Origin of the sequence: Streptomyces albidochromogenes (assembly GCF_005981925.1) — a bacterium.
GTDB classification, from domain to species: Bacteria; Actinomycetota; Actinomycetes; order Streptomycetales; family Streptomycetaceae; genus Streptomyces; species Streptomyces albidochromogenes.
Map to the genome: position 1 here is coordinate 17509 of NZ_VBVX01000038.1, position 15526 is coordinate 33034.

The 15526-nt window shown below is 73.9% G+C and carries 13 protein-coding genes and 1 pseudogene; 8 read left to right on the forward strand and 6 right to left on the reverse strand.

The genetic code is table 11. The features are described 5' to 3' along the window. Positions 1–141 precede the first annotated feature (141 nt). From lanKC to E2E34_RS07990, 4 genes are all read left to right on the forward strand, one after another. Positions 142–2718 carry a class III lanthionine synthetase LanKC gene (lanKC, locus tag E2E34_RS07975; protein WP_138901217.1) on the forward strand — a complete coding sequence of 859 codons (2577 nt, stop codon included), beginning with the start codon at positions 142–144 and terminating at the stop codon, positions 2716–2718. 82 nt (positions 2719–2800) lie between these two features. Then, entirely contained in the window at positions 2801–2920 is a 120-nt protein-coding gene (locus E2E34_RS07980; RefSeq protein ID WP_107357889.1) for a SapB/AmfS family lanthipeptide, read from the forward strand. Positions 2921–3059: 139 nt separating this feature from the next. Next, positions 3060–4817, forward strand: coding sequence for an ABC transporter ATP-binding protein (locus E2E34_RS07985; RefSeq protein ID WP_138901218.1), 1758 nt, complete (start codon positions 3060–3062; stop codon positions 4815–4817). Then, positions 4807–6717, forward strand: a complete 1911-nt coding sequence (locus tag E2E34_RS07990; RefSeq protein ID WP_208765177.1) for an ATP-binding cassette domain-containing protein — start codon at positions 4807–4809, stop codon at positions 6715–6717. Before E2E34_RS07985 ends, E2E34_RS07990 begins: the two co-directional genes overlap by 11 nt. On the opposite strand, the pseudogene E2E34_RS36295 reads toward E2E34_RS07990, so the two are convergent. Beyond that, a pseudogene (locus tag E2E34_RS36295) lies at positions 6643–7230 on the reverse strand (LuxR C-terminal-related transcriptional regulator); the annotation flags it as partial. The gene E2E34_RS07990 and the pseudogene E2E34_RS36295 sit on opposite strands and share 75 nt — an antisense overlap. Positions 7231–7365: 135 nt before the next feature. Further along, positions 7366–7977 carry a TetR family transcriptional regulator gene (locus tag E2E34_RS08000; RefSeq protein WP_138901219.1) on the reverse strand — a complete coding sequence of 204 codons (612 nt, stop codon included), beginning with the start codon at positions 7975–7977 and terminating at the stop codon, positions 7366–7368. Between the two features lie 230 nt (positions 7978–8207). On the opposite strand from E2E34_RS08000, the gene E2E34_RS08005 reads away from it, so the two are divergent. The 3 genes from E2E34_RS08005 to E2E34_RS08015 all read left to right on the forward strand — a co-directional run bounded on the left by E2E34_RS08005 (position 8208) and on the right by E2E34_RS08015 (position 11458). Next, positions 8208–9527: a glycosyltransferase family 4 protein gene (locus tag E2E34_RS08005; protein WP_138901220.1), complete on the forward strand. Its 1320-nt coding sequence runs from the start codon at positions 8208–8210 to the stop codon at positions 9525–9527. A gap of 117 nt (positions 9528–9644) precedes the next feature. After that, a complete protein-coding gene (locus tag E2E34_RS08010) occupies positions 9645–10391 on the forward strand; it encodes a class I SAM-dependent methyltransferase (protein ID WP_138901221.1) in 747 nt (248 codons plus the stop codon). Then, positions 10388–11458: a prenyltransferase/squalene oxidase repeat-containing protein gene (locus E2E34_RS08015; RefSeq protein ID WP_138901222.1), complete on the forward strand. Its 1071-nt coding sequence runs from the start codon at positions 10388–10390 to the stop codon at positions 11456–11458. Before E2E34_RS08010 ends, E2E34_RS08015 begins: the two co-directional genes overlap by 4 nt. Before the next feature lie 81 nt (positions 11459–11539). Here the strand turns inward: E2E34_RS08015 and E2E34_RS08020 are convergent, their stop codons facing one another. Beyond that, positions 11540–11833, reverse strand: a complete 294-nt coding sequence (locus E2E34_RS08020) for a hypothetical protein (protein ID WP_138901223.1) — start codon at positions 11831–11833, stop codon at positions 11540–11542. 71 nt (positions 11834–11904) lie between these two features. Here E2E34_RS08020 and E2E34_RS08025 point away from each other — a divergent pair, with 71 nt between their 5' ends. Beyond that, a complete protein-coding gene (locus tag E2E34_RS08025) occupies positions 11905–12687 on the forward strand; it encodes a maleylpyruvate isomerase family mycothiol-dependent enzyme (protein WP_138901224.1) in 783 nt (260 codons plus the stop codon). A 19-nt stretch (positions 12688–12706) separates the two neighbouring features. On the opposite strand, the gene E2E34_RS08030 is transcribed toward E2E34_RS08025, so the two are convergent. The 3 genes from E2E34_RS08030 to E2E34_RS08040 form a co-directional block, all read right to left on the reverse strand. Next, positions 12707–13717, reverse strand: a complete 1011-nt coding sequence (locus E2E34_RS08030; RefSeq protein ID WP_138901225.1) for an LLM class F420-dependent oxidoreductase — start codon at positions 13715–13717, stop codon at positions 12707–12709. 118 nt (positions 13718–13835) lie between these two features. Beyond that, complete coding sequence (locus E2E34_RS08035) at positions 13836–14675, reverse strand: DUF5336 domain-containing protein (RefSeq protein ID WP_138901226.1); 840 nt, start codon at positions 14673–14675, stop codon at positions 13836–13838. Positions 14676–14795: 120 nt separating this feature from the next. After that, a partial coding sequence (locus E2E34_RS08040) for an N-acetylmuramoyl-L-alanine amidase (protein WP_138901227.1) occupies positions 14796–15526 on the reverse strand: 731 nt, incomplete at its 5' end.

Consider the following 15526-nt stretch of genomic DNA (forward strand, 5'->3'; position numbering starts at 1 on the left):
CCGGGACCCCGGTGGCGTCGAACGCGTGCGAACGCTTCTTTACCTATGAGTACCGCACTGTCATGACGTGACAGGTGTGACTGTTCCTCCCCCGCGAACGCATGGAAATCTCGTTGTCACCGCACAGCCGAGGGGGGACGCATGGACAACCGGTACGAGGTCTTCTGCCTCGCCGACAGACAGTTCTACGAGACCCCGGACCGTCTCTCGGCGGGGCGGTCCGGCGGTACCGCGTCGACGCCTCTCTTCGAAGTGGCCCAGCGTGAACTCCCGCCCGGGTGGCGCAGATTCGTCTCCGGCGACTGGATGCACATCAACCCGGTCGACGCGCAGGGCGCCCCGCTGCCCGGCCGGCCGCTCCAGGGCTGGAAGATCCACGTGTCGGCCTGTCTGGACAACGCGGAGAAGACGGCCGCGAAGGTGTGGGACTACTGCGTCCCGCGTGCCCTGCCGTTCAAGTTCGTGCCCGGGCCGCAGCCGCTGCACCTGCGCAACTCCAAGTACGCCGGGCGCGGCTCCAGCGGCAAGTTCGTCACCATCTACCCCGCCGACGAGAACGAACTGCACCTCGTGCTCCGGGAGCTGGGCGAACTGCTCGACGGCGAGCCGGGACCGTACATCCTCACCGACCTGCGCTGGGGCGACGGCCCGCTGTACGTCCGCTACGGCGGCTTCGCGCACCGCTACTGCGTCGACGCCAAGGGCGCACTCGTCCCGGCGATCGAGAACGCCGAGGGCACACTCGTCCCGGACCTGCGCGAGCCGTCCTTCCACGTCCCGGACTGGGTGGAGCTCCCCGCGTTCCTCGCCCCGCACCTCGCGGCCCGCAACGCCACCACCACCAACGACCTGCCGTACCGCATCGACAGCGCCCTGCACTTCTCCAACGGCGGCGGGGTCTACCTCGGCGAGGACCTGCGCAGCGGCGAGAAGGTGGTCCTCAAGGAGGCGCGGCCGTACGCCGGGCTCGCCGCCGACCGGGCCGACGCCGTCACCCGCCTGGAGCGGGAACGCACCGCCCTGAAGCGCCTGTCGGGGCTCGGGGTCGCCCCCGAGGCCCGGGACTGGTTCCTGCTCGGCGACCACCGCTTCCTGGTGATGGACCACCTGCCCGGCCGCACCCTCAACTCCTTCTTCGCGCAGCGCCACCCGCTGCTCGAACCCGAGCCCGACCCGGCCGCCGTCGCCGACTACACCCGCTGGGCGCTGCGCATCCACCGCGCGGTCGAGGAAGCGGTCGCCGCCGTGCACAGCCGGGGCGTCGTCTTCAACGACCTGCACATGTTCAACATCATGGTCGGGCCGGACGAGGAATCCGTACGCCTCCTGGACTTCGAGGCCGCCGCCGGCGCCGACGAGAACCACCGCCAGGCCATCGCGCACCCCGGCTTCATCGCGCCCCGCGAGCGCACCGGCTTCGACGTCGACCTCTACGCCCTCGCCTGCCTTCGCCTCGCGCTCTTCCTGCCGATGACCACGCTGCTGGTCGTCGACCGGGACAAGGCCGCGCATCTCGCGGAGGTCGCCGCGCGCCAGTTCCCCGACGTGCCTCGCGCGTTCTTCGACGAGGCGGTCGCCGTGATCCGCGGTACGGACCCGGGCGACGAGCGGCCGTACCTGCCCGTGGAGCCCGCCGACTGGCCGGGCGGCCGCGACTCGGTCGCCGCCGGCGTCCTGGCCTCCGCCACGCCCGGCCGCGACGACCGGCTCTTCCCCGGTGACATCGCCCAGTTCTCCGACGGCGGCGGCCTCGGCATCGCGCACGGCGCCGCCGGGGTCCTGCACGCCCTCGGCCAGGCCGGCGCGAGCCGGTACGAGGAGGGCGAGGAGTGGCTGCTCGCCCGGACCGCGCCGCCCCCGCTCGGCACACCGCTCGGCCTCTACGACGGGCTGACCGGCGTCGCCCTCGTCCTCGACGGGCTCGGCCACCGCGAACGGGCCCTCGAACTCGTCCAGCGGGTGCTCGACGAGAAGTGGCAGCGGCTCGTCCCCGGACTGCACGGAGGACTCGCGGGCGTCGGGCTCGTACTCGCCGAACTGTCCCGCACCACCGGGGAATCGTTCCTGCGTCAGCGGGCCCTCGAAGCCGCGCAGCTCCTCGCCGACCAGCAGCAGGCCGGCGCAGCCGCCACCGGCAAGCGCACCGGACTGCTGCACGGCGCCACCGGCCCGGCGCTGCTGTTCCTGCGCCTGTACGAGGACACGGGCGCCCCGCAGCTCCTCGACCTGGCGGCCGGCGCCCTGCGCGCCGACCTCGCGCGCTGCGTCCGCAACAGCGCCGGCACCCTCCTCGTCGACGAGGGGACGCGGACCATGCCGTACCTCGGAGCCGGGTCCGTCGGCATCGGCATGGTGCTGGACGACTTCCTCTCCCACCGCGAGGACGAGGAGTTCGAGGCGGCGCGGGCCGGCATCGTACGAGCCGCCCGGTCGCGCTACTACGCCCAGCCCGGGCTGTTCAACGGGCGGGCCGGCATGGCCCTCTACCTGGCCAGGACCACCGCCCCCGAGGCGCGGCCCGAGCACCTCGCCGCGCAACTGGACGGACTCGGCTGGTACGCGCTGCCGTACGAGGGCCACCTGGCCTTCCCCGGCGACCAGATGATGCGCCTGTCCATGGACCTGGGCACCGGCGGCGCCGGCGTACTCCTCGCACTGGCAGCGGCGCGCGGCACCGACGCGCACCTGCCCTTCCTCCCGCCGCTGCGGCGGCCCTAGAACCGGTGCGGCCCCGACCCGGAGCCGTACCGCCCCAAAGAAACCCCGTCCCCACGGGAACGGACAACCGAAGGGAACCACCATGGCACTTCTCGACCTTCAGAGCCTGGACACGCCCGAGACCGACGGCGGCGACCAGAGCAGCCTGAGCCTGCTGGCGTGCGACAAGCACAGCTCCAACAGCTTCCTGCTGTGTCTGTGACGTCACGCCGGTGACGTCGAGCCTGTGACGTCCTGTCGGTGACGCAGCGAGAGACTCCACGGCGCACCGACAGAGATGCGGCCCCGGTGGCACCACGCCCACCGGGGCCGCACATCTGCCCGCACGAGGAAGGCCGACGGTGACGCGCACGGACCCCGAACCCGACCAGGCCCGCGCGGCCGACCGGCTGCTGCGCGACTGCGTCCGCCACAGCGCGGCCCCCGGCACCGCGATCCTGGTCCTGAGCACCCTGGGAGCGGCGACCGGCCTGGCGCTGCCCGCCGTGCTCGGCCGCACCCTGGACCTGCTGCTCTCCGGGCGCCCCGCCACCGGCTGGCTGACCGCCTGCGCCGCGCTCACCTGCCTGCTCGTCGTCGTCGACGCGCTCGACGGCGTCCTGACCGGCACCACCAACGCCCGCTCCACCGCCTGGCTGCGCCGACGGCTCCTGCGCCACGTCGTGGCCGCCGGGCAGCGCACCACGGACCGCACACCGCCCGGCGACGTCGTCTCCCGCCTGGTCGGCAACGCGGCGCACGCCGGCGGCGCCCCGGCCGCGCTCGCCGGCACCCTGGCCGCCGTCGTCACCCCCGTCGGCGGGCTCGTCGCCCTCGCGCTCGTCGACCTGTGGACGGCCGGCGCGTTCCTCGTCGGCATGCCGGTGCTCGCCCTGCTCCTGAAGACCTTCGTCCGCGAATCGGGCGACAGCGTGGCGCGCTACCAGGAGAGCCAGGGCGAGATCGCCGCCCGCCTCGTCGAGGCCGTGGGCGGCGCCCGTACGATCGCCGCCGCCGGCACCGCCCGCCGCGAACAGGCCCGCGTCCTGGAGCCGCTCGCCGCCCTCAGCGCCCAGGGCTACCGCATGTGGCGGGTCCAGGGCCGCTCCACCGCGCAGGCCGCCGTGATCGTGCCGCTGCTCCAGATCGCCGTGCTCGCCGTGGCCGGCGCCCGCCTCGCCGCCGGGGAACTCTCAGTGGGCGGACTGCTCGCCGCCGCGCGGTACGCCGCGCTCGCCACCGGCATCGGCATGCTCGTCGGCCGGTTGAACGGCCTGGTGCGCAGCCGGGGCGCCGCCCGCCGCCTCGCCGGGCTGCTCGCCGTGCCGGCCACCGCGCACGGGGACGCGACGCTCCCGGCCGGCGACGGGACGCTGGAGCTGCGCGGCGTCACGGTGGCCCGGGGGGACCGCACGATCCTCGTCGGCGTCGACCTGACCGTGCCCGGCGGCACCTCCCTCGCCCTCGTCGGCCGCTCCGGCTCCGGCAAGTCCACCCTCGCCGAGGTCGCGGGCCGCCTCGCCGACCCCGACGCGGGCACGGTCACGCTCGACGGCGTACCGCTGCGGGACCTGCCCCACGACGTGCTGCGCCGGGCGGTCGGCCAGGCGTTCGAGCGGCCCGCGCTGCTCGGCGGCACGATCGGCGGCACCATCGCCTTCGGCGCAAGCGAACCGGACGCGCGGGCCGTGCGGGAAGCGGCCCGCACCGCCTGCGCCGACGACTTCGTACGCCGCCTCCCGCACGGCTACGACACCCCGTGCGACGAGGCGCCGCTCTCCGGCGGCGAGGCCCAACGCCTCGGGCTCGCCCGGGCCTTCGCGCACCCCGGGCGGCTGCTGATCCTCGACGACGCGACCTCCAGCCTCGACACGGTCACCGAACTGCGGGTGGGCGAGGCCCTGACCCGTCAGGCCGGTGTCCGTACCCGCCTGATCGTCGCGCACCGGGCCGCGACCGCGGCCCGCGCCGACCAGGTGGCCTGGCTGGACGAGGGCCGCGTCCGGGCGGTGGGGCCGCACGCCCGGCTCTGGCACGAACGAAGCGACTACCGGGCGGTCTTCGCGGACGCGGACGCGGCGCCCGACGACGGAACGGACCGGCCGGCCCATGACGACTGACGCACCCTCCCGCACCCCCCGCCTGCGCACCCGGGGCCTGCGCTTCCTGAACCGGCGGCGCCCCGTACTGGCCAGGCTGGCGGGCTGGTCGCTGCTCGAAGCCGGGCAGACCTTCCTCTTCGGGTACGCCCTCGCCCGCGCCCTCGACCACGGCTTCCTGGCCGGGGACACCGCCGTCGGGGTCGGCTGGCTGGCGGCCGCGGCGGTGGCCGTGGCGGCCGGGGCGTACGGCACCGGGCGGGTCTTCCTCGCCGTGTCCGCGCTGGTGGAACCCCTGCGCGACGGCCTGGTGCGCCGGGTCGTCGGCCGCGCCCTCGCGGAGGCCGACCACGGGGCGGTGTCCCGGCTCACCCATCAGGTGGAGATCGCCCGGGACACCTTCGCCGGCCTGGTGATGGTCTCCCGCTCGTTCGTCTTCACGGCGGCCGGAGCCCTGGCCGGGCTCGCGTCGCTCGCGCCCGCCCTGCTGCTGGTCGTGGTGCCGCCGCTGGTCCTGGGGCTGGCCCTGTTCCTCGTGACGCTGCGCCCGATGGCCCGCCGCCAGGAGACGTTCCTCGCCGCCGACGAGGCGGTCGCCCAAGTGCTGGACGCGACCGCCGCCGGGCTGCGGGACATCACCGCGGCGGGGGCGGAGGCACGGACGGCCGCCGGGGCGGACGCCCGGTTCGACGCCGAGTACCGCGCCGCCCGCACCCTCGCCCGCTGGGGAGTGGTGCGGGTGCTGGCGGTGGCGGTGGCCGGCCGGCTGCCGGTGGTCCTGCTGCTGCTGACCGCACCCTGGCTGCTGCGCCGGGGCGTGACGCCCGGCGACCTGGTGGGCGCGCTCACGTACCTCATGTACGCCCTGGTCCCGGCCCTCCAGAGCCTGATGCAGGCCCTCGGCACGGCCGGCTCCCGCCTGACGGTGGTCCTGCGCCGCCTGACCGACGGCGGGAACGGGCCCTCGGCGTCCCCGGCCGCCGGGCCGTCGGGGGCGGGCGCGCTCCCGGGCGCGCGGGCGGGCGCGGCACGGGGCGAGGCGGCGCTGTCGGGCTCCGCCGGGCGGGAGCGGCCGGCGGTGGAGCTGCGCGGGGTCACGTTCGCCTACGGGCCGCACGCCGAACCGGTGTTCCGGGGGCTGGATCTCGCCGTACCGGCCGGCGGGCGGCTCACCGTCGTCGGGCCGAGCGGCATCGGCAAGTCCACGCTGACCGCTCTCGTCGCCGGGCTGCTGGTGCCGGACGAGGGCGAGGTCCTGCTCCGCGGCGAGCCGGTGCGCGCCGCCGCGCACCTGCGGGCGCTCGTGCCCCAGGAGGCGTACGTCTTCTCGGGCGCCCTGCGCGACAACCTCACCTACCTGTGCCCGGACCCGCCGCCCGATTCCGCCGTGCTCGCCTCGGCCCGGGCGGTCGGGGCGTACGACCTGCTCCTGCGGCTCGGCGGCCTGGACGCCGTCGTGGCGCCGGGCCGTCTGTCGGCGGGCGAGCGGCAGTTGATCGCGCTCGCCCGCTCCCATCTGGCCCCGGTGGGCGTCGTCCTGCTCGACGAGGCGACCTGTCACCTCGACCCGGCCGCCGAGGCCCGCGCGGAGCGCGCCTTCGCCGAGCGCCCCGGCACCACGCTGATCGTCGTCGCCCACCGGATCAGCTCCGCCCGGCGCGCCGACCGGGTGCTCGTGATGGACGGTACGCACGCCCTGTGCGGCACCCACGACGAGCTGATCCGGCGCTCCGCGCTCTACCGCGACCTGGCCGGCGGCTGGTCAGAGCCAGCCGGCGCCCTGGGAGATGCGGATGGCGTCCACGCGGTTGCGGGCCCCGGTCTTGCGGGTGATGGCGGCCATGTAGTTGCGCACCGTGCCGTTGGTCAGGTGCAGGCTGTGGGCGATCTCGGTGACGCCCGCCCCCTCGGCGGCCAGTGACAGCACGCTCAGCTCGCGGGTGGTGAGCGGGCTGCGCGCGGCCTCCAGGAACTCGCACGCGAGCAGGTCGTCGACGAAGCGCTCCCCGGCGGCCACCCGCCGTATCCCGTGGAGCAGCCGCTCGGCGGGGGCGTTCTTGCTGACGTATCCCTGGGCGTCGGCCTCGTGGGCCCGCCGCAGCAGCCCGGGCTTTCCGGCCGGGGCCAGGACGAGCAGCGCGCAGTCCGGGTACGCGCCCTGAGGGCCCGACACCTCGGCCGCCGCGGCCAGGGCCGGCGACCCCGGTCCCTCCGTGTCCGCCACGCAGACGTGCGGCTGTAACGACCGGGCGATGCCCAGGGCGCCCGCCGACCCGCCGGCGGATATCTCGATGTCGGGCTCCTTTTCGAGCAGGGCGGCCAGGCCGGACCGCATCAGACTGATGTCGTGCACGAGAAGAACATGGATCACGCCGCTCACTGCCTGCACTGCCTGCTCCCCCTGGGGTACCGATGCGCAACGCTGCATGGACATGGCACGTCGCTCATTAGTACCCGGGACGGTCGATGTCACGGGTGCGGAATCAGGCCAATGGGGAGCGCAGGAGGGGCGCGGCGGGCGCACTTGCTCCCTTCGTGCGCCTGTTACCGGCGGTAACGAGGGTCTGGCTCAGCGTGGTTCGGGACCGGTCAGGTCAATCAGCCGGCACACCGTCTCGATGTCGATCTTCACCTGCGCGATCGAGGCCCGGCCGGAGAGCCAGGTGATCAGCGCCGAGTGCCAGGTGTGCTCGATGACCCTGACCGCCGACAGCTGCTCCGGGTCCGGCGGGCCCGGCAGGTCCATCGCGTCCAGGATGATCGCCGTCGTCTGGCGCGAGACCGTGTCCACCTCGGGGCTGACGCTGCGGTCCGCGAAGGTCAGTGCCCGCACCATCGCGTCCGCGAGCTGCGGTTCCCGCTGGAGGGCCCGGAAGGCGCGCATCAGCGTCTCGGCGACGCGCTCGGCCGCGCTCTCGCCCGCCGGGGGCCGCTTGCGCAGCGTGGTGTGCAGGTGCTGGAGCTGGTCCTGCATGGTGGCGACCAGCAGGTGCACCTTGGACGGGAAGTAGCGGTACAGGGTGCCCAGCGCGACGCCCGCGGCCTCGGCCACCTCGCGCATCTGCACGGCGTCGAAGCCGCCCCGGCTGGCCAGCTGGGCGCTGGCGTGCAGGATGCGGCGGCGGCGCGCCTCCTGGCGTTCCGTCAGTGGCGGCGACGAGGGCTTGACTTCCGCTGTCATGCGTCCCATTCCATGGCATTTGTCCGTACGCCGGGTGTGGAGGGCCGGGGCCCCCGGGTGGCACAGCATGGCAGGGCGCCGGTCGTGGCGCGAATCACCTGATCCGGCGCTCACGGCGGCTCTACCTGCCGGTAGATTCAGAGCTCGTCGGACGTTCGATACTGAAACTTGTTCTAGGTTAGCGCCAGCGGCTACGCTCCGGCCAAAGAGCAGTGAGAAGGGGGCCGGGAGTGACCGCTGAGGCCATAGAGGCGGGCCCCCACGCCGGGGGTCCTGTCCAGGACGACCGACCGCTGCGCATCGCGCTCCTGACGTACAAGGGCAACCCCTTCTGCGGGGGCCAGGGCGTCTACGTGCGCCACCTCTCCCGGGAGCTCGCGCGCCTCGGCCACAGCGTCGAAGTCCTCGGCGCCCAGCCCTACCCCGTACTGGACGAGGGCGTGCCGCTCACCGAGCTCGCCAGCCTCGACCTGTACCGCAGCCCCGACCCCTTCCGCACGCCGAAGCGCGACGAGTACCGCGACTGGATCGACGCCCTCGAAGTCGCGACGATGTGGACCGGCGGCTTCCCCGAGCCCCTCACCTTCTCGCTGCGTGCCAAGCGCCACCTGGCCGCCCGCCGGGGCGACTTCGACGTCGTCCACGACAACCAGACCCTCGGCTACGGCCTGCTCGGCGACCTGGGCGCCCCCCTGGTCACCACCATCCACCACCCCATCACCGTCGACCGGCAGCTCGACCTCGACGCCGCCGACAGCCGCCGCAAGCGCGCCTCGGTGCGCCGCTGGTACGGCTTCACGCGCATGCAGAAGCGCGTCGCCCGCAGGCTGCCGTCCGTGCTCACCGTCTCCGGTTCCTCGCAGCAGGAGATAGTCGAGCACCTCGGGGTACGCCGCGACCGCGTCCGCGTCGTGCACATCGGCGCGGACACCGGCCTCTGGTCGCCCGACCCGTCCGTCGCCGAGATCCCCGGGCGGATCGTGACCACGTCCAGCGCCGACGTCCCGCTCAAGGGCCTCGTCCACCTCGTGGAGGCGCTCGCCAAGCTCCGCACCGAGCGGCCCGACGCCCACCTCGTCGTCGTCGGCAAGCGAGCCGAGGACGGCCCGGTCGCCCAGGCCATCGAGCGGTACGGCCTCCAGGGCGCCGTCGAATTCGTCAAGGGCATCAGCGACCAGGAGCTCGTCGACCTCGTGCGCGGCGCCCAGGTCTCCTGCGTCCCCTCCCTGTACGAGGGCTTCTCGCTGCCCGCCGCCGAGGCCATGGCCACCGGCACCCCGCTCGTCGCCACCACCGGCGGCGCGATCCCCGAGGTCGCGGGAACGGACGGCGAGACGTGCCTGGCCGTGCCGCCCGGCGACGCCGGCGCGCTGGCCGCCGCGCTCGGCCGCCTGCTCGGCGACCCCGAGCTGCGCCGGCGCCTCGGCGCGGCGGGCCGCGCCCGGGTGCTGGAGCGGTTCACCTGGGCCAAGGCCGCCCAGGGCACCGCGGACCTCTACCGCGAGCGGATCGCCGCCCACGGCGACGCGGTGCGCGGGGGAGTCCGGTGAGACCCCGCTGAAGCGGACGCCGCCGACCGACGCGGACTTCGCCGACCCCCGCCATCCCAGCCACGCGCGCCCGGTGACCCGGCGCCGTAACCACCCCCATCCGGAAGGGCAGACCCCGTGCTGACCGTGGACTTCTCCCGCTTCCCGCTCGCCCCGGGCGATCGCGTGCTCGACCTGGGCTGCGGCGCGGGCCGGCATGCCTTCGAGTGCTACCGGCGCGGCGCCCAGGTGGTGGCCCTCGACCAGAACGGCGAGGAGATCCGCGAGGTCGCCAAGTGGTTCGCCGCGATGAAGGAGGCCGGTGAGGCCCCGGCGGGCGCCACCGCCACCGCCATGGAGGGCGACGCGCTCAACCTGCCCTTCCCCGACGCCTCGTTCGACGTGGTGATCATCTCCGAGGTCATGGAGCACATCCCCGACGACAAGGGCGTGCTGGCCGAGATGGTCCGCGTACTGAAGCCGGGCGGCCGCATCGCGGTCACCGTGCCGCGCTACGGGCCGGAGAAGATCTGCTGGGCGCTCAGCGACGCCTACCACGAGGTCGAGGGCGGCCACATCCGCATCTACAAGGCCGACGAGCTGCTCGCCAGGATGCGCGAAGCCGGCCTGCGGCCGTACGGCACGCACCACGCCCACGCGCTGCACTCGCCGTACTGGTGGCTCAAGTGCGCGTTCGGCGTCGACAACGACAAGGCGCTGCCGGTGCGGGCGTACCACAAGCTGCTGGTGTGGGACATCATGAAGAAGCCGCTCGCCACGCGCGTCGCCGAGCAGGCGCTGAACCCCGTCCTGGGCAAGAGCTTCGTGGCGTACGCGACCAAGCCCCACCTGCCGGCCACGACGGTCGCGGTGGACACCAAGTGACGATCCCGGAGCGCACGGAGCACCTCGTCCTGCCCGGTGTCCTCACCTCCGAGGAGGCCGCCGCGACCGTGGCGGGCATCCTCGCCGCACAGCGCGAGGACGGCGCCATCCCGTGGTTCCGCGGCCACCACCTCGACCCGTGGGACCACACCGAGGCCGCCATGGCGCTCGACGCGGCCGGCGAGCACGACGCCGCCGCGCGCGCCTACGCGTGGCTGGCCGCACACCAGAACGCGGACGGCTCCTGGTACGCGGCGTACGACGACGGGGACCCGGAGCGGGTCACCGACCGCGGCCGCGAGACCAACTTCTGCGCGTACATCGCCGTCGGCGTGTGGCACCACTACCTCGCCACCGGCGACGACGCGTTCATCGACCGCATGTGGCCGGCCGTCTACGCGGCGGTCGAGTTCGTCCTCGGACTCCAGCAGCCGGGCGGCCAGATCGGCTGGAAGCGCGAGGAGGACGGCACCGCCGTCAACGACGCGCTCCTGACCGGAAGTTCCTCCATCCACCAGGCGCTGCGCTGCGCGCTGGCCATCGCCGAGCAGCGCGAGGAGCCGCAGCCCGACTGGGAGCTGGCGGTCGGCGCGCTGCGGCACGCCATCCAGCGCCACCCGGAGCGGTTCCTCGACAAGAACCGCTACTCGATGGACTGGTACTACCCGATCCTCGCCGGCGCGGTCACCGGCCCCGAGGCCAAGGCCCGTATCGAGGCGGACTGGGACCGCTTCGTCGTACCGGGCCTGGGCGTGCGCTGCATCGTCCCGAACCCGTGGGTGACCGGCGGCGAGAGCTGCGAACTGGCCCTGGCCCTGTGGGTGATGGGGGAGTCGGACCGGGCCCTGGAGATCCTCCAGTCGATCCAGCACCTGCGGGCGCCGGACGGCATGTACTGGACGGGGTACGTCTTCGAGGGCGAGCGGGCGATATGGCCCGAGGAGCTCACCACCTGGACGGCGGGCTCCCTGCTGCTCGCGGTGGCCGCCCTCGGAGGCGACGAGGCGACCACCGCCGTTTTCGGCGGGGAACGGCTGCCGCTGGGCCTGGACCCGGACTGCTGCTGACGCGACGGACCACCGCCGACGCGCGCCGGACCACCACCGACGCGCCGGACCACCGCCGGCCCGGCGCCCCGGCGTCGGGTGTCAGTGGCGGCGGACGACGTTCGCCAGGGCGTGCCCGACGAAGAGGTAGACGACCGCCGCGAGCCCGTACCCGGCCACGACGCGCGCCCAGGCCTCGTCGAAGGTGAACAGGTCGTGGGACCAGCCGGCCAGCCAGCGGGCGGCGTCCTGGACGAAGTTCACCAGGTCGTTCGCGCGGTTGGCGTCCAGCAGGTACATCAGGATCCACAGGCCGAGGATGAAGGCCATGATGTCGGCGACGACGATGAGGACGGTCGCCGCCTGGTTGCTTCCACTGCGATGACGTGGGGACATGTCGAACGTGTTGCCGTTTTCCGCGCGGTGAAACGGGGCGGCTCCGCGCCCCCGTTCACTACAGTGCCCCTATGACCGACCTGGGCCACGCACGCTACTGCGACGAAATCGAGCGGCAGACCGACCTGTTGAGGGCCGTGCTGATCGACGCCGACCTGAGCGCCGAGGTGCCGACCTGCCCCGAGTGGACCCTCGGCCGCCTCGCCCGCCACGTCGGCGGGGCCCACCGCTGGGCCGAGGCGATCGTACGCACGAAGGCGTCCGAGGCCGTGCCCGAGGACCAGGTGCCCGGCATCACCGGCCCTGGCGACGCCGAACCGGCCGCCCTCGACACCTGGCTGGAGGAGGGCGCGCGCAAGCTCGCCGACACTCTGCGCGCGGCCGGGCCGCAGACCGGGGCGTGGTCCTGGGGCGCGGACCAGCGCGCCGCGTTCTGGGCCCGCCGCATGACCCACGAGACGGTGGTCCACCGCGCGGACGCGGCACTGACCGCCGGCATCGCCTTCGAGGTGGAGCCCGAGGTGGCGGCCGACACCGTCGACGAGTGGCTGGAGATCGTCGCCTGGTCGCAGTCCACCGGCGCCGACGAGCAGGCGAACGAGCTGCGCGGGGCGGGGCGCTCCCTGCACCTGCACGCGACGGACGTGCCCGACGCGGAGTGGCTGATCGAGTTCGGCGAGGACGGCTTCACCTGGCGCCACGCCCACGAGAAGGCCACCGTCGCCCTGCGCGGCCCGCTCGCCGACGTGCTCCGGGTCTTCTACCGCCGCCTGCCGGCCGACAGCGACCGGGTGGAGGTGCTGGGCGACGCGGAGCTGCTGGACTTCTGGCTGGAGCGTGCGTCGTTCGGCTGACAGCAGGCCCCGCGGCCGGTCAGGTGTTCAGCTCGGCCAGTACGCGCAAGGTGTGCGGGTCCGGGGCCGTGACCAGCAGGTCGGTCACCGGGCCCGCGCGCCACAGTTCCAGGCGCTCCGCGATCCTCTCGCGCGGGCCGACGAGCGAGATCTCGTCGGCGAACGCGTCGGGGACGGCCAGCACCGCCTCCTCCTTGCGTCCCGCGAGGAACAGCTCCTGGACGCGGCGGGCCTCCTCCTCGAAGCCCATGCGGGCCATCAGGTCCGCGTGGAAGTTGCGGGCCGCGTGGCCCATGCCGCCGATGTAGAAGCCCAGCGTCGCCTTGACCGGCAGCAGGCCCTCGGCCACGTCGTCGCAGACCTTCGCCCGCGCCATCGGCGCGATCATGAAGCCGGCGGGGAGGCCGGCCAGCGACGCCGCGTACACGTCGGTGCGCGTCGGGGACCAGTAGAGCGGCAGCCAGCCGTCGGCGACGCGGGTCGTCTGGGCGATGTTCTTCGGGCCCTCCGCGCCGAGCAGCACGGGGAGGGTGGACCGCAGCGGATGCGTGATGGGCTTGAGCGCCTTGCCGATGCCCACCGCGTCGGCGCCCCGGTACGGCAGCGGGTGGAACCGCCCGTCCACCTCGACCGGCGCCTCGCGCCGCAGCACCTGGCGGATCGTGTCGACGTACTCGCGCGTCGCGGTGAGCGGGCTCGCGGGGAAGGGCCGTCCGTACCAGCCCTCGACGACCTGCGGTCCCGAGAGCCCGAGCCCGAGCATCATCCGGCCGCCGGACAGGTGGTCCAGGGTCAGCGCGTGCATCGCCGTGGCGGTGGGCGTGCGGGCCGCCATCTGGGCCACCGCTGTGCCGAGCCGGACGCGGGAGGTGTGCGCGGCGATCCAGGTGAGCGGGGTGAACGCGTCGGAGCCCCACGCCTCGGCGGTCCACACCGAGTCGTAGCCGAGCCGCTCGGCCTCGCGGGCCAGGGCGAGATGGCCGGGGTCGGGGCCGCGGCCCCAGTAGCCGAGAGCGAGTCCGAGGCGCATCCCTGTGTCCCTCCGACGAGCGTTCCTGACGGTGCGTCAGGTCACTGACCCGGGCGACTGTACGACAACGGCCCCCCGCCCGGAAGGGCGAGGGGCCGGTGCGGTCGGCGTGCGGCGGTCAGCCGCGCTGGATGCCGGTGGTGTCCTGGAGGACGCCGCGGCGGCCGTCCTGCGTCTGGGCGACCAGACCGGGACCGCGCTGCTCCACCGCCAGGTACCAGGTGCCGGGGGCCAGTTCGGCGATCGGCGTCGGCGAACCGTCCTCCGCGTACAGCGGACGGGCGACCGGGACGGCGAACCAGAACGGGGCGAAGTCACCGGCGGCAGCGGCGGGCGCGCCGCCCTGCTGCGCGGCCGGGGCCTGCGCCTGCGGCTGCTGGCCCTGCTGCGGCTGGCCGCCGTACGGCTGCTGCTGACCGGGCTGACCACCGTACGGCGGCTGCTGCGCGCCGGGGTAGCCGTAGCCACCGGGGCCGGGGTGACCGGGCTGCCCGCCGTACGGCTGCGCGACCTGCGGCTTCGGAGCGCCCATGAGCGGGGCCTTGAGCGCGGGGACGAGCGGCGCGGCGACGGCACCGGCGGCCAGGACGAGCGTGGCCAGCAGGCCGAGGATCATTCCGGCGCCCGCGTCACCGGTCATGTCGATGATCGTCCAGAAGGCGGTCCACAGCGCGAAGACGGCGAACGCGACACCGAACTGACCGAGGTCGATGTTGGCCACCTTGCGGCCCGGCATGGCGCGGCTGACGACGATCAGCGCCGCGGCGATGACGCCGGCGAGGTACACGCTCATCAGCACGCCGAGCGAGTCCCACGCGTTGGGCGCCGAGGACTCGCGCGGGCAGAACTGGCCGCTGCAGTCGGGAAGGGACACCAGGCTGAGGAACGAGGCGATGAACAGCACCACCGCTGCTCCGATCACCACGCCGTCGCCTCGAGTGAGGGAGCGGATGTTCACTTTGAAGGTCCTTAGTGGGTCGACTCGTCGGGGCGGCACATGGCGAAGCTCGGGGGCAGCTCCCCATCGTACGGATGAATGTATCGTCCCCTCCGGGAGGTCGGCCCCCGGGTATCGCAGCTACCTCTCCAAGTAGCTCCCGATCCCGTCGGCGATCCCCTGTGCCGCCTTCTGGCGCCAGCCCTCGTTCGTCAGCAGAGCGGCGTCCTTCGGGTCACGCATATTGCCGCATTCGACGAACACCTTGGGCACAGTCGACAGATTGAGCCCGCCGAGATCCTTGCGCACGTCCAATCCCGTGCCGTCCCCCACGTAGTTGGAGGGCGCGCTGCCGGTCGCCTGGACGAACTTGCCCGCGATACGCGTCCCCAGCTCCCGCGACGGACCGACGATCTTCGTGGTGTCCGCCGTGCCGCCCTTCACCAGTGCGGGCAGGATCACGTGGAAGCCGCGGTTGCCGACCGCCGAGCCGTCGGCGTGCACGGAGACGACGGCGTCGGCCTTCGCCTCGTTGCCGATACGGGCCCGCTCGTCCACGCACGGTCCGAAGGGGCGGTCCTCGTTCTGTACGAGCTTGACCGTCGCGCCCTGCTTCTCCAGGAGCGCGCGCAGGCGGCGCGAGACGTCCAGGGTGAACGACGCCTCGGTGTAGCCACCGTTCGTGGACGTGCCGGTGGTGTCGCACTCCTTGCGGTGTGTGCCGACATCCACCAGTTTGTTGATTTCGCGGGTATGGCGGAAATTGCCCGGGTTGTGGCCGGGGTCGACCACCACGACCTTGCCGGCGAGGGGCCCGGTCGCGTTCGGCTTCTCGTCCTTCTCCGTCCCCGTGGGGGAGGGGGCGCCGGAAG